Source organism: Pseudoalteromonas phenolica (assembly GCF_005886345.1).
Taxonomy (GTDB): domain Bacteria; phylum Pseudomonadota; class Gammaproteobacteria; order Enterobacterales; family Alteromonadaceae; genus Pseudoalteromonas; species Pseudoalteromonas phenolica_A.
Window position 1 is genome coordinate 1 of the sequence record NZ_PNEC01000031.1, and the last position, 22,272, is coordinate 22,272.

23 protein-coding genes are annotated in these 22,272 nt (G+C 38.2%); 16 read left to right on the forward strand and 7 right to left on the reverse strand.

Features of this window, described 5'->3' with window-relative positions; translation table 11 throughout:
• Positions 1-146: 146 nt before the first annotated feature.
• On the reverse strand, positions 147-473 hold the full coding sequence (locus tag CWB72_RS11935) for a hypothetical protein (RefSeq protein ID WP_171037286.1): 327 nt from the start codon (positions 471-473) through the stop codon (positions 147-149).
• 176 nt (positions 474-649) lie between these two features.
• On the opposite strand from CWB72_RS11935, the gene CWB72_RS11940 reads away from it, so the two are divergent.
• The gene (locus tag CWB72_RS11940; protein ID WP_138631651.1) at positions 650-1,390 is read left to right on the forward strand and encodes an amino acid ABC transporter substrate-binding protein; all 741 of its coding nucleotides are present in this window, start codon (positions 650-652) and stop codon (positions 1,388-1,390) included.
• Here CWB72_RS11940 and CWB72_RS11945 read toward each other — a convergent pair.
• Entirely contained in the window at positions 1,387-1,746 is a 360-nt protein-coding gene (locus CWB72_RS11945; protein ID WP_138569107.1) for a hypothetical protein, read from the reverse strand. The two genes, CWB72_RS11940 and CWB72_RS11945, sit on opposite strands and share 4 nt — an antisense overlap.
• A gap of 245 nt (positions 1,747-1,991) precedes the next feature.
• On the opposite strand from CWB72_RS11945, the gene CWB72_RS11950 reads away from it, so the two are divergent.
• Together CWB72_RS11950 and CWB72_RS11955 are read left to right on the forward strand one after the other, a co-directional pair.
• Positions 1,992-3,035 (forward strand): flavin reductase family protein, encoded by a 1,044-nt coding sequence (locus tag CWB72_RS11950; RefSeq protein WP_138631653.1) that lies wholly within the window; start codon positions 1,992-1,994, stop codon positions 3,033-3,035.
• Complete coding sequence (locus CWB72_RS11955) at positions 3,032-4,084, forward strand: fatty acid desaturase family protein (protein ID WP_138631655.1); 1,053 nt, start codon at positions 3,032-3,034, stop codon at positions 4,082-4,084. The genes CWB72_RS11950 and CWB72_RS11955 overlap by 4 nt, the downstream gene beginning before the upstream one ends.
• 45 nt (positions 4,085-4,129) lie before the next feature.
• Here CWB72_RS11955 and CWB72_RS11960 read toward each other — a convergent pair whose 3' ends face one another.
• Positions 4,130-4,981 carry a pirin family protein gene (locus tag CWB72_RS11960; protein ID WP_138631657.1) on the reverse strand — a complete coding sequence of 284 codons (852 nt, stop codon included), beginning with the start codon at positions 4,979-4,981 and terminating at the stop codon, positions 4,130-4,132.
• A gap of 385 nt (positions 4,982-5,366) precedes the next feature.
• Here CWB72_RS11960 and CWB72_RS11965 point away from each other — a divergent pair, with 385 nt between their 5' ends.
• Positions 5,367-5,792 carry an FMN-dependent NADH-azoreductase gene (locus tag CWB72_RS11965; protein ID WP_289508450.1) on the forward strand — a complete coding sequence of 142 codons (426 nt, stop codon included), beginning with the start codon at positions 5,367-5,369 and terminating at the stop codon, positions 5,790-5,792.
• Between the two features lie 191 nt (positions 5,793-5,983).
• Here the strand turns inward: CWB72_RS11965 and CWB72_RS11970 are convergent, their stop codons facing one another.
• Positions 5,984-7,936, reverse strand: coding sequence for a methyl-accepting chemotaxis protein (locus tag CWB72_RS11970; protein ID WP_138631659.1), 1,953 nt, complete (start codon positions 7,934-7,936; stop codon positions 5,984-5,986).
• 337 nt (positions 7,937-8,273) lie between these two features.
• Between CWB72_RS11970 and CWB72_RS11975 the strand changes: the two genes are divergently transcribed.
• The 9 genes from CWB72_RS11975 to CWB72_RS12005 all read left to right on the forward strand — a co-directional run bounded on the left by CWB72_RS11975 (position 8,274) and on the right by CWB72_RS12005 (position 16,240).
• A complete protein-coding gene (locus CWB72_RS11975; RefSeq protein WP_252371540.1) occupies positions 8,274-9,743 on the forward strand; it encodes an ethylbenzene dehydrogenase-related protein in 1,470 nt (489 codons plus the stop codon).
• Positions 9,740-10,390: an Lcl domain-containing protein gene (locus CWB72_RS11980; protein ID WP_252371541.1), complete on the forward strand. Its 651-nt coding sequence runs from the start codon at positions 9,740-9,742 to the stop codon at positions 10,388-10,390. The genes CWB72_RS11975 and CWB72_RS11980 overlap by 4 nt, the downstream gene beginning before the upstream one ends.
• Before the next feature lie 99 nt (positions 10,391-10,489).
• Positions 10,490-12,457: a pre-peptidase C-terminal domain-containing protein gene (locus tag CWB72_RS11985; RefSeq protein WP_138631661.1), complete on the forward strand. Its 1,968-nt coding sequence runs from the start codon at positions 10,490-10,492 to the stop codon at positions 12,455-12,457.
• Positions 12,458-12,595: 138 nt separating this feature from the next.
• Positions 12,596-12,934, forward strand: a complete 339-nt coding sequence (locus CWB72_RS20880; RefSeq protein ID WP_252371542.1) for a MerR family transcriptional regulator — start codon at positions 12,596-12,598, stop codon at positions 12,932-12,934.
• Positions 12,935-13,075: 141 nt separating this feature from the next.
• Entirely contained in the window at positions 13,076-13,438 is a 363-nt protein-coding gene (locus CWB72_RS20885; RefSeq protein WP_252371543.1) for a class I SAM-dependent methyltransferase, read from the forward strand.
• 81 nt (positions 13,439-13,519) lie between these two features.
• The gene (locus tag CWB72_RS20890; RefSeq protein ID WP_252371544.1) at positions 13,520-13,771 is read left to right on the forward strand and encodes a hypothetical protein; all 252 of its coding nucleotides are present in this window, start codon (positions 13,520-13,522) and stop codon (positions 13,769-13,771) included.
• Between the two features lie 34 nt (positions 13,772-13,805).
• Positions 13,806-14,342, forward strand: a complete 537-nt coding sequence (locus CWB72_RS11995) for a DUF924 family protein (RefSeq protein ID WP_138631663.1) — start codon at positions 13,806-13,808, stop codon at positions 14,340-14,342.
• 143 nt (positions 14,343-14,485) lie between these two features.
• Positions 14,486-15,835, forward strand: coding sequence for a leucine-rich repeat-containing protein kinase family protein (locus CWB72_RS12000; protein ID WP_252371545.1), 1,350 nt, complete (start codon positions 14,486-14,488; stop codon positions 15,833-15,835).
• A 60-nt stretch (positions 15,836-15,895) separates the two neighbouring features.
• On the forward strand, positions 15,896-16,240 hold the full coding sequence (locus CWB72_RS12005) for a 5-carboxymethyl-2-hydroxymuconate Delta-isomerase (RefSeq protein WP_138631665.1): 345 nt from the start codon (positions 15,896-15,898) through the stop codon (positions 16,238-16,240).
• A 45-nt stretch (positions 16,241-16,285) separates the two neighbouring features.
• Here CWB72_RS12005 and CWB72_RS12010 read toward each other — a convergent pair whose 3' ends face one another.
• Complete coding sequence (locus CWB72_RS12010) at positions 16,286-16,537, reverse strand: TIGR03643 family protein (protein ID WP_138631667.1); 252 nt, start codon at positions 16,535-16,537, stop codon at positions 16,286-16,288.
• 286 nt (positions 16,538-16,823) lie between these two features.
• On the opposite strand from CWB72_RS12010, the gene CWB72_RS12015 reads away from it, so the two are divergent.
• Together CWB72_RS12015 and CWB72_RS12020 are read left to right on the forward strand one after the other, a co-directional pair.
• Positions 16,824-17,885, forward strand: coding sequence for a hypothetical protein (locus CWB72_RS12015; protein ID WP_138631669.1), 1,062 nt, complete (start codon positions 16,824-16,826; stop codon positions 17,883-17,885).
• Positions 17,886-17,950: 65 nt separating this feature from the next.
• A complete protein-coding gene (locus CWB72_RS12020; protein WP_138631671.1) occupies positions 17,951-19,000 on the forward strand; it encodes a hypothetical protein in 1,050 nt (349 codons plus the stop codon).
• 22 nt (positions 19,001-19,022) lie between these two features.
• On the opposite strand, the gene CWB72_RS12025 is transcribed toward CWB72_RS12020, so the two are convergent.
• Positions 19,023-19,775, reverse strand: a complete 753-nt coding sequence (locus CWB72_RS12025; RefSeq protein WP_138631673.1) for a substrate-binding periplasmic protein — start codon at positions 19,773-19,775, stop codon at positions 19,023-19,025.
• A 222-nt stretch (positions 19,776-19,997) separates the two neighbouring features.
• On the opposite strand from CWB72_RS12025, the gene CWB72_RS12030 reads away from it, so the two are divergent.
• Positions 19,998-20,837 (forward strand): delta-class carbonic anhydrase, encoded by an 840-nt coding sequence (locus CWB72_RS12030; RefSeq protein WP_138631675.1) that lies wholly within the window; start codon positions 19,998-20,000, stop codon positions 20,835-20,837.
• 62 nt (positions 20,838-20,899) lie between these two features.
• On the opposite strand, the gene CWB72_RS12035 is transcribed toward CWB72_RS12030, so the two are convergent.
• Complete coding sequence (locus CWB72_RS12035) at positions 20,900-22,099, reverse strand: DUF642 domain-containing protein (RefSeq protein WP_138631677.1); 1,200 nt, start codon at positions 22,097-22,099, stop codon at positions 20,900-20,902.
• Between the last annotated feature and the right edge of the window lie 173 nt (positions 22,100-22,272).

A 22,272-nucleotide genomic window follows, 5' to 3' on the forward strand; every position in this document is an offset into this window, starting at 1 on the left:
TCTTATACAGATCTGAGGTTACCTAAAGCAACGGCAAAATCAAAATTATTAGTGCCGATGTAAGCTAATCTGTATGAAGCATGTTGAGGTAATAATTCAGAGTCAAAGGTGATTACAGGAATATTCTTTATTTTTAATTGCTTTAATTAATGGGGAACTAAATACTCCGAGTCAGTGGTTGAAATTAAAAAAGCATCGACATTCTCATTGGCTAACTCATTTATAATGATTGATTGTGTTCTAACGTCCTGATAGTAATCCGCACCATCATAAATACATTTAACGTTGCTGTTTTTCTCAGCAAAGTGCAAGCAGCCTTTAAATGACTGTTCATCAAAAGAGTCATTTTTGGTTTTACCGATGACTGCTATTGTGAATGTCTTGTTTGCAAGTACTGCAAAAGAGAGCACAGAGAAAAGAAAGGTAATAAAAAGTGCCAAAGAGTTAAAACATTTTCGAAAAGTTAATGCCATTGGTTCATCTTTGATGAGATAACCAAATATATTATTGCATTAGTATACATAAAAAATTTATAAAATAATTGTTTTGCGAACTACCTTATTTAAATCCCTGTTTCTCAGAGGTTTAAATTTTAGCTTTTAGTCGTTAAACGACTAGAATTAAGGGTAAAGATTAAACAAGAACGATCATGTTTAAGAAACGCTTTTTATTTGTATGCTTTTTTATCAGCTTTTTATCAGAGGCCACAACACTCAATTTCTGTTACGAAAGCAAAGAGCTATTTCCGCATTATATTGGTGAAGGTGTTCATGTTCCTGATAAAAAGCCAGGTGCTGCTATAGAGATGTTGCAGCATTTAGATAGCAATTTTCACAATGTTCAAATTAGATTTGTTAGAGAGCCTTGGAATCGTTGTTTAAACGACCTTAAGCTAGGGAAAGTGGATGCCCTAATTGCACGTTATTCAGAAGCAAGGGCTAAATTTGCCAAATACCCTAAACAAAACAATGGGGCAATAGACACTAGCAGATCATTTTCTAATACAAGCACATGCTTTATACATAGTAACAATGTCTTACTTGAGTGGGATGGGCAAGAGTTGAAAACAAAACAACGGCAAGGCATAGCTGTACCAAGAGGTTATTCTCTAGTCGAAGACTTAAAAAGCAAAGGTTTCCAAATTTATGAAACAACATCAGTAAAAAAAGCGCATGAATTGCTATTTAATGGCAGAGTAGGCGTTTCATTGAGTGATTGTAACCATAAAAAACTGCCGGTTGGCTTTGTAGAAAATAAAACACCGATTGTCGAGAATTATGGTTACTTAGTGTTTAGTCATCAATTTTACGATTTGTACCCAAGGCTGTCTGAGAGAATGTGGGACAAATTAATACAAATAAATCACAAACTTTTTTATGAAAAGTACTAGAAATTCTTAAGTTGGTCTTGCCTTACTAAATGAGCAAGCTTACAAATTGTAATGTATTCTTCATCTTCTAAAAGCATAGGTGAATTTTCGATCAGCTGAAACTTAAAATTTTTCCTGTTTTTATTACACTCAATCCAAAACTCTTGTTCACCATCATCATATATAAAAATCGTTTGCTTATTTGTCACATTTATTTTTTCTACATGATTATCGACCATGTATTTTATTGAGGCATGAACAAAATCGACGGTTTTAAAAAATGAATTCCGGTCTCTTGTAAGCAACATTCTTTGCTTCTCATCTAGGCAACTTTCAGGTGGAATAGGTAAATTAACGATTTGTTTATCTAAATACATGTATAACTCCGAATAGAATAATTATGTACGAAGAGGAAATCCGGTTGGATTGATTTCAGTAACATTAAATTATCGAAAATTATCAATGTGAGCTTATTGTTGTTATAAATTTCAGCTACCAATAGCATTAAGGTGCTTAAAACTAGTTTTTAGAGAAATTAACCAAAAAAAATTGCATTTTAAAATATTCAGCTTACACTTGTTCGCTCAATGGGCGTACACGTGTAAGCTAAAATGGTTTTGACATGCAAAATATCTCACGATTCATTTCAAAAAATTTATTTCATCACAAAGATTTAACAGGTTATTTCGAGCCTGTTTTACAAGTTTTCAAACCATCGTGGAGAAGCGGTTATTTTCGGGCACAAGTTAAAAGCATTCGAGTTCTCTGCGAAAATGCACTCAAAATAACCCTAAAACCAGAGAGAAAATGGCCAATACACACAGCCGGCCAGCACATTTCTTTGACAACAGAGCAACAAGGTCGGCTGATTTCACGGGTATTCACCATTGCGTCTGGGGCGAAAAAATTAAAAGAAACGGGTTTGATTGATCTGGTGATCCGCACTCATGATAAGGGTAACTTCACTCCGTATCTTGGTGAGTTAGCTATGAACAGCTGGGTTAATATTTCCGAGCCAATGGGAGAATTTATATTTGATGAGCAAAGCAATCATACGACATTGTTAGCGGGCGGTTCTGGCATTACCCCATTCATTGCAATGTTGGATGACTTACAAGCAAATACGCAGAATCACATTCATTTATTGTATTACGCAAAGCCTAACGGGCATTTAATGGTGGAAGTTTTAGAGAAGTTTATGACTGCTCTTCCTAATTTTAGTTTTGAGCTACTTCATCGCAGTGGACATGGTTCATTTACCAAATATGTTTCAGTAGAACATACCGAAGAGCTTCTCGTCTGTGGACCAGAAGAAATGTTCGTTGAAGCTGGAAAATTCTGTAAGTCACGTCAAATACCCATCAGAGCAGAACATTTTCAAGCAATTAGGCCAACTCAATCTGTAAATGAAGCTGCAAGATTCAAGGTAAAACTCAATCATGGTGACTTAGAAGTCAGTAACCAAGATTCGTTATTAAGTGAATTTCAATCGCACAATAAGCCTGTGACATATGGCTGTGGAATGGGTATTTGTCATCAATGTCAGTGTCTAAAAAAGAAAGGTATTGTCCGAGATATACGTGATGGTAGTTTGTCAGACAATAGCGAGGAGCTGATCCAATTGTGTGTAACTCAAGCCGTGACAGATTTGGAGTTAGAATTATGAAACAAGTGAATTTTGACCAGCTTGCTTTGCAACTTGATGAAGTAAAACAACAAGTGCAAACAAAAGTCGGACAAGAAGATGCGAACTATATTCGTAAAGTCATTGTCTGGCAGAGAGTATATGAGTGGAGCGGCAGAATTTTATTGATGTTAGGATTCTGGCAGCCGTTACTTTGGGTCGTGGGGGTCTTAAGTCTTGCAATAGGCAAGATTTTAGACAATATGGAAATTGGTCATAACGTGATGCATGGTCAATATGACTGGATGAACGACAAGTTCATTAATTCTCGTGCCTATGAATGGGATATTGCCTGTGATGGTAGTAGTTGGAACAGGGTACATAACTACGAACATCACACTTATACCAATATAATCGGTAAAGACAGAGACTTTGGTTATGGCCTTTTGAGGTTATCGAATGACTTCAGGTGGCGTGTGAAAAACCTTTGGCAGTTTATTACTTACGTTTTACTGAGTGTGCTTTTTCAGTGGGGCGTTTCATATCATGAAATGGCGGCGGAGCGTGTTTTCTTTGGTAAAAAGAAAGACAACCGAGATAATAAAGTATCACACGCAGAGCTTAAAAAACGCTTCTTTAGTAAAGGGGCTAAGCAACTGGTTAAAGATTATATCATTTTTCCACTTCTTGCAGGGCCGCTCTTTCTATGGGTTTTTTGTGGTAACTTGATAGCAAATTTATTAAGAAACTTATGGACTTCAACCATTATTTTTTGCGGTCATTTTACGGAGCATGTTCATACTTTCACAGAAGAAGAGTGTAAAAATGAAAGTAAAGGGCAGTGGTATTATCGACAAGCTTTGGGCTCATCAAACCTGAAAGGTCGCACATGGTTTCACATTTTAACAGGGCATTTAAGCTTTCAGATTGAACATCATTTGTTTCCAGACTTACCGGCGAAGCGCTACCCAGAAATAGCCCCGAAAGTACAACAAATCTTTCAGCAGCACGGTATTCACTACAATACGGGCGGATTTTGGCGCCAATACGGCTCAGTCTTAAAACGTATTATTCGATATTCATTTCCTTAGAAAAGCGGCTCCCTCAGTTAAAATTTGGCTGAGGGAGATTTATCTTTAATACTCCACACGTTCTAGTTTATCAGATGGGATCTCTGGAAATTTACCATCTATCCATTTTTGTTTTGCTTGTTCTATTTTTTCTTTACTAAACGATACAAAGTTCCAATGAATATAAGGCACATGCTGCCATTTCTCTCCACCCAGTAAAATAACACGGCTGTTTTTAGCAAACTTAATCGTTGTTTCTGTATCTTCTAATAATACAAGCTCATTTGGATAGATAGTCTCGTCATTGACCATGACTTGACCATATAAAACATAGAGTGCGGTTTCAAAGTCTGGGTTGGGTACGTCAATTGTTTTACCTTCAGCACCAATTACATCTAGATAAAACATTTCTGAATAGGTTTTGATTGGTGATCTTAAACCATAGGCATTACCCGCTATGAGGCGGGTCATAACGCCATCTTTAACTATTTTTGGCAAGGCTTCTCGCTTCACATGCGTGAATGTAGGCACAATATCTTCATGTTGTGCTGGTAAGGCAATCCAAGATTGTAAGCCGTTGAGAGCGTGTTCGCTTGCCCTTGTTTCGACGCTTTCTCTTTCAGAGTGGGTAATACCTGAACCAGCTGTCATCCAATTCACATCACCTGGTGCGATTTCTAAGTTATTACCCAATGAATCTCTATGTAAAATTTTACCTTCAATTAAATAAGTCAAAGTAGAAAGGCCGATGTGCGGATGCGGTTTGACATCAATTCCTTCACCTTGAGAAAAAGTAGTCGGGCCCATATGGTCAAAAAATATAAATGGCCCAACCATGCGTTTTTTCATGTGGGGAAGTAAACGTTTTACGTTTAGGCCACCAATATCATGTTCTGTTGCGGATAATTTTAATGCCATTAGTAACTCAAGTCAGTTGATTAGCTATTTACAGCATAGGTGCAAAATACACATTTAATCTATTCAAAAATTTTGATTAGAGTGTTCAAAATTTATAGCTGTTTAACATTTTCTGCCCAACATAGACTGGAGTTATTGAAATGACTTAAGGTGAATACAGATGAAAAATGTTTTAACCTGAGCTCTGGTTAAGAGATTTAGTAGTCTAGCGATATTGAATTAGTAAATTTGTTCAACTCTGCAGCCGGAAACTTTTAGGGCTAACAAGGCGAATTTACGAGTCAATAGCTAGTCTATTGCGAGTAAATTCAACGCAGAAAGCATTAAAAGTAGCCGCTGGTGATAGATTTATTACCCAAAACTCAGGTTATAAATTAACACATCAATTAATCATGACGTTGGTAATTCTTATATTTTGAGCAGTGAGTTTGTCGACAGATTATCAAATAAGTTTGAGTTAACAGTTACACATCGCGATCTAGTTAATGAGCCGCTGGAACACTTGAACCAAACAGAAATGCTTGCTTGGATGACGCCTGAAGCGCAGAGAAACAGTGAACAAAAATCTTTGGCTAATTTATCTGATAATTTGATCAAAGAAGTGCAGCAAAGCGATGTTTTGGTGATTGGCTTGCCTATGTATAACTTTGGTGTGCCTTCACAGTTTAAAGCCTGGATGGATAGGATCGCCAGAGCGGGTGTGACGTTTAAATTCACAGAACAAGGCCCTGTTGGCCTGATAGCAAATAAGAAGGTGATAGTGTTAGCTGCACGTGGCGGAATTTATGCATGTACTGATAATGACTCATAAACTACACATATTAAATCGTTTTTTGCGCTTTTAGGGATCACAGACATTGAGTTCATTTATGCTGAGGGTTTGAATATGCCTAACAAAGATAAGGAGATGGCATTTGCTAGAGAGAATATGGAAGACATTATCGTAAATTTATGATTAAAAAGTAGAGCAGCGTACTTTATATTGCAGCTCTACTTTCTTGCTTAGTTTATATCAAATCTACCAACTAGTCTATTGAGGCTATTTGCAAGTTCTACTAATTGAGTTGCACCAGCAGAGAGGTTATAAGCAGCTTCGCCTACATGCTGAGCTGAGTCATTAACCCCAGAAATGGTATGTTTGGTCTCACTTGCTGTATCACCTTGCTGTTTAGCTTGCTCGGCAATTTGCGCAATAAAATTCTGCACTAAACGAACAGATTCAGCGATTACGTCAAAACTTTGATGTGCCTGTTCCGAGCATTCAATGGCTTGCTCTGAGTCAGCGACACTGGACGTCATTTGTTGAGAAACACTGCGCGTTTGATCAATTAATTCGGTAAGTACTTTTTCAATATCTTGCGTCGCATCATGAGAGCGTTGTGCCAGTGTTCTAACTTCGTCAGCAACAACAGCAAAGCCTCGACCTTGTTCTCCTGCACGGGCAGCTTCGATAGCGGCATTAAGTGCTAGTAAGTTAGTCTGTTCTGCGATATTTCTAATTACTTCTAGAATATTGGTGATGTTATTTGATTGCTTCTCAAGGTCACTCATAGCGCCGGCTGATTCGCCCAAAGAACCATGAAGTTGTGCAACTTGTGAAACCGTCTGCTTAATTAAATCATTACCATTTTGAGCATGAGAATCAGTCGTTTCAATCGCATTTAAAGCATCACCACAGTTTTGGCTAATGGTTATGGCCATGCTCTCAACTGACTCGGTAGTGTATGTTGCTTGTTGCGCTTGGTCTAGTTGCGTTTGGCAGCGTTGTCGAATCTCACTGATACGTGATTTTGAGCTTTGCGCTTCATCATTTAACGTAGCTGCGTTGTTTTGAATGTCTTTAACTAATTCATTAATTGAATTTAAGAATTGGTTGAACCAAGAGGCAAGTTCGCTGATTTCATCGTTACCTATGACTTTAAGGCGTTTCGACAAATTACCTTCGCCTTGCGCTATTTCTTTCAAGCCTTCAGATACCATTTCGATTGGGTAAACAATTTTATTTGCTAACACCACCGCGATAATGACAAAGACGATTAACATGAGCACTGCAATCACACTGATGCTATAAGACATGTTGTAGGCAGAAGACAGAATTTCGTCTTCATCAATGATGGCGACAAATGTCCAATTCAATTCATCTGAATGGTACAACTGAGCAACCATGGTTTTATTGCTTCCTTCAATATTGATCAAAGGCTGATTTTTATTCGCTTTGATCGCATTGAAAATAGGCGAGTTTAATTTGTTAATTGATTTAAAGTTGTTATCAGGATTTTTAGGATCTGCTAGGACTGTACCTTGACCATCCAATAACATTAAATACCCAGTTTCACCTAAACGAATGTTGCTCACAATATCAGTTAGAGTAGATAAGGTAACATCGAGCGACTGTACACCTATCGTTTGCCCTGACTTTTTAATCGCCGTTGCCACACTCACCATGGCTTGACCTGTTACACCTTGATACGGCTCAGTTACAATGACTTCACTCGGATTTTGCGTAACTTGTTTGTACCAAGGACGTTTACGCGGATCGTAATTTCCTAAGGGTTCGGCAGGGTATTGAATGAAACCACCATATTGAGTGCCTAAGTATACAAATAGGAGTTCTTCATGAGTTTGTCCGAACGATTCAAACAACTCAAAAATTTCAGCTTCTTCTTTTCCTGCTGAACGCGGGTCCATCATTTTTTCAGTACCAAAGTAAGTCGAGGTGTTTTCTGAAACCGAAGTGACTGTGCTGCTTTGCGCTAAAAAGCGAGTATTATTCTTCATTTGATCAAAGAATAAATTGAATGTGTTTTCGACCTGCCGTATCTCACTACTTGAGCTATCGATAAAGCGCTCTAAAGATTCGGTTTTGGTTTGTGAAATGCTCACAATTGAAATTGCTAAGATAGGGACAATCACAGTTAATACAAAGCTAGCTATCAGCTTTTGGCGCATTCTCATAAATATCACCTCCCGGGTTATTGTTTTTATTGTAGATGATTTATTTGAATACTATGGGGAATTAGGGGTATTTGGCAACAGTTAACGATTATTTAACTATTTTTTTGTTACTTATTCCTTTTAGTTTAGTTGTGATTTAATTCTTACACATAAAAACATAAGAGAAATGTAATTTTTTTGTAAATTAATTCATTTAGGGTGTGGCTCCAATTTTGATACAGCCAAGTGGATAAACAGTTTGCAAGTGAAAAGAGCCAATCGACACCTTTTTATTATTCTGCATTTAATCGTTATGATTACTGTAACACTCTCCTTGATAACAGGTTTGAGAGTCAGCTTGTTACAGTATGATCACTTTTCATTTCTAGCCCATGTTTTGCCGCAAGGTAAAATGCATACCGTTCACTATTATTCTGGGATTACACTTGCTTTAGCGAGTGTCTGTTTTATTCTTTACCGCTTAACGTTTGAGCATAAAACAACAAATAATAAGTATCATCGATCAGTAAACTGGTTTGGTTATATCGTTCTTCTTGTTAGTTTAATCTCGGGCTTTATCCGATGGTTAGACTTAGCCAATGTATGGATCTCAACAGTTCATTACCTGAGTGCTTTAGCGATCATACTCTTCTTGATATTGCATAGTTACGTTTACTTCTTAACATTAGGCAAAAAATTAGTAAGTAAACTCTTCCAAATAAAAGCGATAGTGAGATTTAAATGGCATCTCATTAGTTTTGGCTTGCTGGCAGGTACAGGCTTATTTATTTTTGAGCAAAATAAATCTCTAAGCTTTCAGGTGTTACCACTTGAACATTCAGACTTTATTGCAATCGATGGACAAGATTCAGAGCCTTTTTGGCAAAATATCGAATGGAAAACAATTAACACCTACGGCGGGGCAAACTTCAATAACGGTTATACACCCGTACAAATAAAGATTGCCAGCAACGATGTCGAGAGCTATTTCTTATTTCGTTGGCAAGATGAGACTAAAAGTCTAACCCACCTGCCATTGGTTAAATTAAATCAACAGTGGCAAGTGAAGCAACAAGGCTTCCATATATTCAATGAAACTCGCTATTACGAAGATAAATTTGCAGTTTTGCTTAGTCAGAGTTGTGACCATGGCGGCGATGGCACAGCGCATTTAGGAAAGTCACCCATCAAAGGCAAACCTGCCAATTGGCATGGCAAAGGCTACCATGGTGCACTCGATGGCAGAGTACGTGACCTTTGGCATTGGAAAGCTCTACGCACCAACGACATGGTACAAATGGATGACAATGTCATTGCCGCGCCAAGAATTGCTAAATCTGGAGATAGGCGTTATACCGCAGGTTACTTTGCAGATGGTAAAGAAAGTGGTGCGTATGTAATGAATTGGCTTTGGTACGACAAAAACAAAGTCATCCCCAAGCGTTTGCCATTACCTGAATATCAGCACATGTATAGAGTTGATAACCAACATATTGAACAAGCCGTTTTACCTTGGTTCTCAAGTAAACCTTATAAACCATTGCTAGATACCTTCCCTGAAGGCACTTTATTAAGTTCGGTACTTTATCGTTCGAATCGCTTTGAAGGAGACCGAGGCGATGTCACAGCAAAAGGTCATTGGCAAGACGGGTATTGGACATTAGAAGTTGCGAGAAGGAACAAAACAGGTTCTGAATATGACGTAGCGTTAGAGCAGGGCGTTTGTTTGTGGGTTGCCGCTTTTGACCACGCACAAATCGCACATACTCGTCACCAGAGGCCTTTGAAATTGGATTACTCGGCGCTCAGTCAAAAAGGAAAGTTATGATGCTTAAACGATTATTACTTTCTATTGTTTTTTTTTCGGTTTGCTTAGCTGTTGGGCATCTAACTCAGAGAGCGCCGAGTATACCCCTAGATAATAAATTTTATAAAGTTGATAAAGATGGTCAGTTGATGGCTGCGTGGAAGGGCCCTTGGGCTTGCGTTTACGATGAAAAACAAAATCTGTTATGGGAAGTGAAGCGTGACGATGAATCCATCCATGATGGTTACTGGAGTTATTCGTGGTTAAACGACCAAATAGGCGTAAAAGATAGCGGCGATTGCTATTTTGAGCCGAACCGATGCGATACCCAAGACTTGATCCGTAAAGCAAATCAAATTGAGCTTTGTAAAGTAACAGGTTGGCGCTTACCGACAAAACAAGAAGTAGAAGCAATCTTACAAACTCAAGATAAACCTCAGCAAGCAATGCTTTCTACAGATTATTTTCGTCATATAAAAGCGGGCGATTATTGGACTCAAGACGCAGAGCGACCTTTAGGTGGGCATTATCGCCATCTAGATAAAGGTGCGATTGCTGTCGATTTTTATCAAGGGCGTTTTCATACTCTTCCCTACAGAAATGCTGCATTTGTGATGTTAGTAACTTCCGAATTACCCAATTCGATTAAGGAGGCTAATGTACATTAAACCCGTCAATTTAATACCAATACTCAAAATAGATCATTTAATTAAGAGGATTGATATAAGACGATTTTTTAACAGCAACATCAGTACTAAGGAACAACTATGAAAACTTATAGCAAGGTCGCTATATCATTTGCTTTGCTTGGTGCGTTTAACGCGCAAGCAGGCAGTAAATATCATCGTCTCATTTGGGATAACGCCCCACAGAGTCAAGCGACTATCGGCTTTACACCTAATGGCAGCTCAAATCATTATGTCAAATATGGCGTATCGACAGATGAGTCTTTATGGCAAAGAAAGAACGTGACAGCTAGCCATACCTTCGATGGTTCTTTACAAAGTAAATTTGTAAAGCTCACAGGGTTATCTGCGAATAAAGCCGTGTATTATCGCGTCTGTGATGATTCGGGGTGTGGGCAGCGTCTGTGGTTCAAAACAGCTCCGAATGACAGCTCCCCCTTTATTGCAATCGCTGGTGGAGATACACGCACTGGATGGACGAATCGACAAAATGGTAATAAGTTAGTCGCTAAGATCCGTCCACTGTTTATTATGCATGGCGGCGACTATACCAATGCAAACACCGCTTCTGAAATGAGCAGTTACCTCAATGATTGGCAGCTTACTTTCTCGTCAGATAGCATTGACGGGCTGAGTTACAAACGGATCTACCCGTTTGTTGCCACACATGGTAATCATGAAGATGATAACTACAAAACACTGTGCCAGGTGTTTGGTGTGGATTACGACAACAATAATGTCTGTGACGCGAAAGATACCTATGGTGCATTTAACGTTTCGCCATTATTACGTGTATATACGTTAAATTCTCAATATAAAAACTCGGGCTGGTCGAGTTATGCAACAGCAATGAATAATTGGTTGCAACAAGATCTGCAAAGCTCTGGTGGCTCAGTAAGTTGGCGCGTAGCACAATACCATAAGCCAATGTTCCCGCATTATTCAGGTAAATCAGACAACACCATTTTGCATACTTGGTGGGCAAATCATTTCTATAACCATAAAATGAATTTGGTGGTTGAATCTGATACGCACATCAACAAAGTGACACAAGCACTGAAACCAAGTGGTAACAATTTTACGAGTACAACCAGTGGCGGTACTGTGTTTGTAGGGGAAGGAAGTTGGGGGGCGCCTGCCCGTAGTGCCAACGAACCTAAATCTTGGACGATTGATCTTGCCAGTATTCAACAATTCAAAGTGCTCACGGTATCAAGTGATAAGCTTGATGTGAGAACTGCACAATTTAACTCTACTGCAAACACACTTTCAAAAGCTGATCGAGATGCAAATCCAACCTTGCTACCCAATAATGTTAATTGGTGGTATGCCTCAGGGGCAGGTGATGTACTTAACTTAGTTAAAGCGACTAACGGATTAACTAAAATTGATACTGGTGTGATAGATCAACCTGTGGGTGATACGGAGTTAACAAGTGGTGTTGCTGCAACAAATATCAGCGGTAATAAATCGCAAGAGCTAGGTTTTTATATTGACGTGCCAGCTGGTCAAAATGCTTTATTAGTTGAAATGTCTGGTGGAGCTGGTGATGCCGATATGTATGTGCGTTATGGCAGCAAACCAACGTCGAGTTCATACGACTGCCGCCCTTATAAAAATGGCAATAATGAAACTTGCAGTATTGATGCTGTGAAAACGGGTAAATACTACGTGGTCGTTAAAGGTTACAGCGCATTTAGTGGTGTGAGCTTAAAAGCAACCTATAGCAATAATGGCAGCGGAGGTAATGGCGGGTCTGATACCTTTACAAACCTGTCTGCGAGTACCGGTAAATGGCAATATCGAAGTGCAACTTTACCCAGTGGTGTAAGCAAAATGACGGTCACTATTTCTGGTGGCACTGGCGACGCGGACCTATATGTTAAAAGTGGTTCTGCACCCAATAGTTCCAGTTATGAATGTCGTCCTTATAAAGATGGCAACAGTGAGACATGCACGCTCATAAACCCAAAAGCAGGCGAGTGGCACTTTGGCGTAAAAGCCTATAAAGCCTATTCGGGTGTGACGTTAAGTTATAGTTATGAATAAATTTGCGTGATAATTGAAAAAGCCAAGCTTCGCTTGGCTTTTTTGTTTGACCTGTCTACTACTTTACACTTTATGCTTTCATCATCGAAACAAGCTAATCTTAATTACGCTTTAATTTATACACTCAGAATGGGCTATATGTTTTTAATCTCCGAACTTGCAAAACGTGTAGGTGTATCAAGAACGACCGTGTTGTACTTCGAGAAATTAGGTGTCATTAGAGGTCAACGTTTAGACAATGGTTATCGGGTTTACACCGAATTGGATGCTCAGCGTTTAATTTTAACCATGCAGTTACAAGCTGGTGGATTATCACTTAAAGAGTGTATTGCCTGTCTGAATGGCAAATTAGAGAAAGATATTTTAAGTGAAAGACTGCGCTTGTTAGATGAAGAAATAGTGCAAAAACAGAAAGCGAGAAATTACTTTCTGGTTTACTGGGGGAAAGTTCTAATCGTGACTTTCATGCGCAATTAAATGAACTTGCTCCACAAGCGGACTATGAATGGTTATTACAGCAGGGTTTACTGAAAAAGAAGCGCAAAGAATCAGGTAGTTATCAAAAGATATGAATACACACGACCAATATATGCAAGACTTCCTAACCGTTTTGAACCTTTGACTCGTTGGGGGCCCGGAGACGACATTGATACGCTCAAAGCGATTGCACATATTCCGAGTAAAGCTGATAGCATTTTAGAAATCGGCAGTGGTAAAGGTTTATCGACTTGTTTATTGGCAGAGTATTTTAACGCTCAGAACACAGCCATTGATAACGAACCCATTGCAGTAACAAACTTAGCAGAGTTGATAGATAGTAAGGGTTTCACAAAACAGGTTACCCCCATGTGTGCGAGTATGTCTGAACTGCCATTTAAGGCAAATAGTTTTGATGCAATTTTGGCAGAAAACTGTGTCTATATTATGGGTTTTGAAGAAGCTCTAAAGCACTGGCAAACTGTGCTCAAGACTAATGGTTAGATTATTGTCAGTGATTTAGTTTGGTTAACTTCTAAGCCAAGTGAAAAGTATCAATCATTTTGGTCAACTGAATATCCAGCTATGACAAATGTTGATACGCGTTTTATGCAAGCTAAAAAACAGGCTTTTGAGGTGTTAGATGACTTCACAATTAGTGACAAAGCTTGGCAAAACTATTGGCAGCCCTTGCAAGCAAGGGTGAATGCGCTAAAAGCCAGTATGCCAGAGTCACAGGCAATCAAAGATATTCAAAGAGAGCTCGATATTTATCAATCACATGATGGGTCGCAGTTCGGTTATCATTTCTTTGTGCTAAGAAGAAAAGAGTTATAAAGTTAAGCATAAATAGTTAGTTAGGATGTTCGTTATGTACCCGCAAGTACTCGATTTTTGGTTTAATGAAATCTCACCAAAGATGTGGTGGCAAAAAGATTTAGCGTTTGATACTGAAATTGTTCGACGCTTTGGCGCATTACATCAACAAGCGGTTCTAGGAGAGTTGTTTGAATGGCGAGAGAATGCAGAGTCTAGTCTTGCAGAAGTGCTTGTACTCGATCAATTTTCCAGGAATATACATCGAGATACGCCACAAGCTTTTGCTGCAGATCCGCTCGCCTTGGCACTTGCTCAGCAAGCCATTAAAAATGGTTTTGATAAATTAGTTGAGGTTGATAAACGCAGCTTCTTTTATCTTCCATTCATGCACAGTGAGTCAAAACGCATTCATGAAGAAGCAGTAAAGCTCTATACAGCGTATGGCAATGAAAATAATCTAGAATTCGAGCTGAAACATAAAGTGATCATAGACAGATTTGGCCGTTATCCACATCGTAATGAAATTTTAGGCAGAGAATCTACCCAACAAGAAATCGCTTTTTTGCAAGAACCAGACTCGAGCTTTTAGGCTTTTATAAACTAACTCACAAAGCGCGTGTAAATCGCGCTTTGTTTCCTTTGAACATAAAAAATAGAATATGCTTAGTCATTACTGAATCATTCATAAAGATAAGTTAAACTCTCGCCTTTATTTTTAGGAGGCGAACAAGCGTGATCTCAGGACTAACAGCAGCAGAGCAACAATGTCATAATCTAAATGATTTAAAAGCAGGGAAGTACCAAGGTTATAAAAGGCTGCAATTAGTCGAAGGCTTATCTGAATTCCCTGAAGAAATCCTTTCTTTATCAAACACACTTGAAGTGTTAGATCTCTCAAATAATCTGCTATCAGAATTACCAGACAGTTTTGTTCAATTAAAAAACTTAAAAGTATTATTTTTATCGTTTAATCAGTTTAAAGTTTTCCCTGACGTGTTAGGGGAATGCATCAATTTAGACATGGTTGGGTTTAAATCGAATCAAATCGAGTCAATTAGCGAGACGGCACTCCCAATAAACTTACGCTGGTTGATTTTAACCGACAATCGTCTAACTCAATTACCACACAGCTTTGGTCAATTAAGTCAGTTAAAGAAGTTAGCATTAGCCGGGAATAAACTTTCTGCAATTCCAGAAAGTTTTACACAGTGCAAGCAATTAGAGTTAATTAGGCTTTCAGCGAATGAACTAACTTTAGTCCCAGCGGGTTTATTCAAACTGCCAAAATTGGCTTGGCTGGCACTATCAGGTAATCCATTGGTTGGCGAGCATAAAGCACATTCAGGTATTGCCCAGTATGAACAGCAAGATATTGTTCTCAATGAGCAAATAGGTCAGGGCGCATCGGGTGTAATTTACAGAGGAAAATTAAATAATGCTGACACAGACATTGCCATTAAGGTGTTTAAAGGCGGTAAAACCAGTGATGGTTATCCAGAAGATGAGTTAAATGCTTGTTTAACTGCAGGTCAGCATGAGAACTTGATCAAAACATTTGCGCATATTTCAGACCAAGACTTTTTGGCGCTTCTTATGGATTTAATTCCAGCAGGTTATGAAAATCTTGGCCTTCCTCCAAACTATGAAACCTGTACAAGAGACACATTTGTCGAAGGCACGCAATTTTCTATTGAAACAATAAACAATATTGCTAAACAGTTAGCAGATGTATTATCGCATTTACATAACCAGCAAGTCAGTCATGGTGATTTCTACGCGCATAATACGATGATTAATGCTCAAGGGCATGTGATGTTTGGTGACTTTGGTGCCGCGACGCAATTACATAACTTGTCTGAAGTACAGCAACAGCAATTTGAACGCATTGAAGTCAGAGCGTTTGGTAATTTGCTAGACGATTTATTGAATCATTATGAAGTAATAGAAACAGAAGAAAGGTCAAAGCTCGAGGACTTAGCATTGTTTGAAAAAGTTTCAAATATTCGAAATTCGTGTTTGAATGATGACATATCACACAGGCCAAGCTTTACTGATATTAAGAAATTGATGACTCAAAACTAAACAGGCTTTTTGAGTCAACAGCACTTGCTGAATTCATAGATGAAGTTATAAGGATTATTCATGCCTCACTTTATATTAGATTGTTCAGATTCTATCCTTGATAATTATACAGAAGAAGATTTGATGGCAAGCATTCATCACGCAGCGAATTCTTCTGACTTATTTGTTGAAAATGAAATTAAGGTAAGGATTAACCCTTATCAAAAATACTTAGTTGGTAATAAAAGTGCTGATTTCATTCATGTATTTGCACACATCATGCAGGGCAGGACTACCGAACAGAAAGCCATGCTTTCAAAGATTATTGTTTCTAAACTCGCTGAACTATTTCCAAATATTGAGAATATCGCGATGAACGTCAGCGATTTTGAGAAAGCAACTTATTGTAATCTTGGGAAGTTATAAATTTTTTAGCTTTGAACTTCCCAAGTAGCCTATGCATTGCTATCCCTAGCGGTGCTTGTACTGTGTTTTACAATATCCTCGTGAAATGTCAGGGTTTCGTAATTTAAGATGTTTGGTCTCTCGTCCAGACATGCGTTTTCGCCACATTTTGAAACTGCTTGGTTTCATTTCTTTACGCATTAAATTAACGACTTGCGTTTCATTTAAGCCATATAAGGTATTAATTGCTTCAAATGGTGTTCTGTCTTCCCACGCCATTTCGATTATGCGTGAAACTTCGTGCTCTAATAGGTCCATATTTTTTATGTACTGAGATACTTATTCTGTTATTACGGAAAATTCTAAGCTTTAGATTTATAAATTTTCTGTATTTTTATGAAATAGTTAAATCCAATTATCCGGGATAAAATTGTAGTTTTCAGAAACAATATAGAAATATTTGTAAACAAAATATTGCAATTGTTCACAATTCGATCTAAAACTCTAACTGCATCTGGACTGATGTCATACCAGATTCCGCACGGGAAACCTTATTCCTAGTAATGAGAATAAGATTATTTTTGCAATAAACTTGGAGGTTGCGATGGGCAATCTGAATACAATGAAAATAACAAGCTTAGTTTTTGCAGTATGGGCTTTAGCACAATCAAGCGTTGTAAGTGCAACGGATTATAAAACAGTATTGATTCATGGTTTTCAACCACAACAGCTATTATTTGGTTCGCCAAATACAGTTAGTAGTGATGGGGAGAGCTATTGGGCTGACTATTGGGGCGCTTTGGCAGATGAAAGGATTGATTGGCCTTCATTTGAGCGCGTTAAAGGTAAAATCGCGACAGATTATGTATGGCCGAAATTAAAGTCTATGAGTGAGCGTGGTGTATGCGACCAAGGCTGTATACTTGTTACACACTCAACAGGTGATTTAGTCGCACGTTACATTATTGATAACCAAGCAAACTGGTTAAGTGCAGCAGGACTTAAGCCGCTCAATATCATTGCAACATTTGATATAGCAGGCGCTGGTGGCGGCAGTGAGTTAGCGGATTTGGCAGTGAATGTGACTCAAGGCGCAACATCTTGGAACCCACTTATAGAGTTGGCCTTACAAGCCTGGTTGGGAGGACCATTGACCGATAAGCTTGGGGTTCTAAACGACCTCAAAGTTAATAATGCTCGTCAATTGGCAGCATTACCCAGTGATAGAGCCCCAAGATTAAGATTTGTTGGTGAGGGCGATCTATTCCTGGGGGCAACAAAGCTATTTTTAAAAGGCAAAGATGACAGTGTAGTGGCTTCTCATTCAAGCTGTGGATCAAGCAAAGCAGGGAACTTTGGTAGTTGTTCTTCAAGCGTTGCATTTAACGGCAAGATCTCATCACAAGGTGATGCTGTGAAAAGTTTCATGCCAAATCACTATCCAATGTTGATGTCTGATAACTATGATCACTTATCAATCATTTTGAATAAGCCAAAAGGCAAAGTGACAGCGGCTAATGACACTGTAAGGTTGGATAATGGCGACACAATTTCATTTTCTACCTACCAAAAAGATTATGGGTTCTGGATCTTTAAGACACATTATAAATATGTAAGTCAGTCTGACTCTCAAAGTATGTCTAAATTAATCTATAACACACTATAAATTTTCAATCTGAGTAATGTTACTAAGGCCGTAAAAACTTTTTACGGCCTTGTATGGTAGATACTATGAAAAAGAACAAAATCATCATTGGATTAGTTGCCATTAGCTTTATAAGCATTTGCTATTTTCTTGGTACAAAACAAAATAGCGATAATGAATTAGATACTGATAGAAAAACAGCACTTGGAAGCAATCAAGTTGATGAAATGAAGTCTTCGAAAGAAATCATTCAAGAAACTAAGACACCTATGCCTATAAGCTTTAATCAATCAACGGTTGATTCGGCAAAAGTCATCGCAACTAAATATGAGCAAACTTTGAATTATCCGCCTTATTCGCAGCCACTTTCTTTAAATGACTTTAGTATTTTAAATCCAAATTATTTCGAACCAGTAACTATGGTTACTCAAGATAGCAATGTGAAAATATCAATGATGCTTGAGAAATATCATTTTGTTTCGCCAGAAGCCATTATAGTTCAAGTAAAGGGTATCGATATTTATGGTGTGGAACTAAAAGTGCAGGATGCTGATACGCGCAAGCTATTATCTAGTTATACGATGCACCCTTCACAAGATGCATACTTAGCACAAATAAAAGGAAACACTGATTACCCAGCTAACTTACAAATCACGGCAATAGCCAATGTAAACGGCGATGAAGTGCCTATGGTTGCGCAAATTAGTTACAACCAAAAAAGTGCGACAATTGTCGGAGGAACCAAACCATTTGTTGAAAGCGCCGACCTAGTTTTTCCTATTGATATTAAAGTTGAGAAAGCAGGTCTTTATAGAGTGAGAGCAAATTTGTTTTCAGGTGCGCAACCCATCGCCTCTTTAGTCTCTGAAACCAAATTAGAGGTAGGGCAAAAACATATTTTGTTGCGAGCACATCAAAGTGTACTGCCAAACACAAGTGAATTTGAGCTGGCCACTTTTACTATTGAGAGGCGCTCTACACACCCCGCAGAGCCATCTCGATTTGGTAACTCTGAGATTGAAAAATTGGTATTCGATGATGTTGACCTGTCAGGCATAGACAAAACTCACTACCAACCAAATGAAAACGAAAGAAAGCGTTTGATGTTTTTGAAAGGCATGGCAAATCAGGATTAACCAGTTTACCCGTAATCATAACTTAATTGTTAACTAAATAACTCATAATAATGGCATCAATCTTAGGTTGTGACTCGTTTATTGCTCTATTAATTATTTTAACTTCGTATGGTGTGAAAGATTTATGGCTAAGTAGAAGGTGGACGGGGTTATCATGCACTATGTAAGGCCATATTTTAATGTTGTCGTGGCCGAGTGTTGTCTTATAGTAATGCGCACTGATAATGTCATCAATAATAAAATCGACGCGGTTTTTAACCAGCATTGAGATGCGGCTGTTAGCACTTGCCAAACTCACAAACTGCTCTTTGAATTTTTTGTGTTCGAGTAGTTTTTTTAATTCCTTTCCATAGTAAGACCCGATGCTTAAACCAATGGTATGATCTTTTCTGAGAATTGCCTTGAGGTTTTGTATAGGCCTTGGTTTAAACAGAGATATTAATCTCATCTTCTCATCTCGATAGCTTACGGAGAAAACACCATATTTTTGCCTTTCAACTGTAAAGCTTGTCATGGTGGAAACATCAATGATAGCTTTGCCCATTTCTTCAAAAGTTCTTGCACTGGAGGGAAGCCGCACAAATTTGTAGCACAAACCGGCTTGATCAAATATTGCTTTTACAATCTCAACATCAAGACCTGTTGCACCAGTACTATCGAAAACGGTTAGAGGAGGCCAGCTAGCTACTACACCAATCTTTTTACAGTTTTGTGCAAGTATAGTTTGTGAAAAAATCAGGCAAGCAAAAGAAAGTAGAAACGTAATTCGCCTCATTGAGAACACCATCATCAAATTTTATTTAAGCATAGAGCAAAAAACACCGAATGATTGTGGAATCTAACTATCTTAGTTCCTAATTTGTTGTTTTTTATATGTGTTTTCATACCTAAAAAGGTATTTTTTAATTGCTTTTAGATATAATTCTCTCATAAGTCATTATTTATATTGCTAATAATTTTATTGCGAAATTCTTAATCATTAATAACTGAGAGAAATATGAAATTAAAAACACTATGTGCAATGGGCATCATCACATCTACTTCATTTGCTGTCATGGCAGATGTATCTGACAAAGTGATCGCAGATCAGCGTGCTAACCTTGCTAAAAATACTGAGGGTAAAGGTTTTGGCCCGCAATCTCCGCGTGATATTGATACTCTAGAGGGCGAAAACAACATCGCTTTTAATGCTGCACCTTCTCATAAAGAAATGAACTTGTGTAACATCCACTTCCATAAAAACGCAGAGCATAAAGGTGGCGAGTTTACTAGATATGCTGGCAATGGAAATGGCAAAGGCTCTGAAACTGGATTCGTTTTTAACGGTGAGCTTTCAAAGAAAGAGCTAAAAGCAGTTAAAGGCCAAAATTGCCCTTCTAAAACGGGTAGTCTATTCCCGGGCGACACCATTGAACTTCACTATGTTCATACAACAGCGCAAGTGAAACCAGGTCCAACACTGGGTGCTTGTTTAAGTGACCCAATTGCTAACCCGCAATTACGAGTAGAAGCGCAAGTGTATGTACTTGTAAATGACAAAAATGCATTAGATTTTGCTGAACTGACAAAGTTTGGTAAACAAAACGGCTACTATCAAGCGCTGAATATTCCTAACTTTACCGGTGCACCAGTACAATATGCGGGTTCAACAACTGGCCCTAGTTACAATGAAAAAGGTTCACCTTTACAAGTAAGCTGGAGCGTTCGCCCACGTGTCGCGAAAGTTAATATTGAAACGGTAGGTGAGTGGTGTAAAGGTAATGAGTTCGACGAAGATCACGCTCATGGTGTGCGTAATTTAGTTATAAACCCTAAGCTTATTTCAGATATTAACTAAATATTTTTTCTCCATAAAAAAGGAGTACAAATCTGTACTCCTTTTGTTATTCAAATCAGAACTTAGTTACAATAGTTGTCTACGAACGTTAAGTCATTAATGTGCTCAGGTGCGTCCATTACATATGTGGCAACCGCTGTTTGAGGGTTTACACTGTAAATTTTGGCATTCTCACCTGAAATTCTGCCTGATACATACAAAGTACCGTCGTCTGAAATTGCTAAACCAGATGCCCAGTTAATTCCATGGTGACCAATTAAAGTAAGCTCCATGTTGCTATCATCAATTGTGTAAAGAGACTTACCAGTTAACACGTAAAGCGTATTGCTATCGGGAGAATAGGCTACATCGCCGTGTGAGAATCTATCACCAGAATAACGCATTTTACCTAAAACTGTTTTCTCGCCAGTTTGTAGGTCGTAGTCATACATATATGTTTTACTTGTTGCTCTTAAAGATTGACCATCAGCGCTTACAGCTGAGCGATAAATAGGCCATGAAGTTGCATCAGCTTCAGTGGTTTGAACACCTGTCTCTAAGTCTAAAGACCAAAGTTTAGAAGCTTTAGTTTTAGAATCTAATTGCTCCATGAAATAGAGTTTACCGTTATGACTTGCAAGGTTAGACGCTGTGTTTTGAACACCGGCGACAACACTGTAAGTATTATTTTCTAAGTCAAATTTATATACGTAACCTGATTCAGTAGAACCACTATTGTTAATACCAAAAATACCTGTATGACATACTAGGTTCTCAGTTACGCTGACATTATCGATAAAGCCACCATAGCTATCATTTTTTCCAGCACCAGTAAAACGAAGTTCGGAAGACTCTGATGATGCTTCAACAGTAATAGAGAAAGACTGCCAACCTCTTTGAGTGGCATTTAGATTTAAAACGGTAACACCATCCCACTTTACATCTACTTTATTGGTTTCTTCATTACCATTAACTCGTGGAGAGTAGTAGAATGAAACTTCATAAGTTTTGCCGCTTTGCGTTGCAATATTTTGATATACACTGTGATTTGCTGTTGAATCTAGTTCAATATATTGATTTCCATCTTGTGCATTGATGATCCCTAAACGAGATGTTTGGATCTCGAATCTAGCTCCATCATTTTGCCAACCAGTTACAGTGTTCAACAACGTCCATTTTGAATTTACTACGTCCTGCTCGAATGAGCCATTGGTAATTAGATTGTCAGCAAATGCAAATTGCGAAGCAAAAAGCGAAGACATTGCGATTAAAGATAACTTCATATGGTTGTTCTCCAAGTTTAGAAACTGCTACAACAAACTTAAAAAGTAAAAACTAACCCTATTTTCTAGTATTATTCTGTTTCCGTCAACAATTAAATAACATTTGATCAGAAATTAGAGTAGTAAAATGTGTTTATCAACACAATAAAAGCAGATAAATATTTGTATAAGCA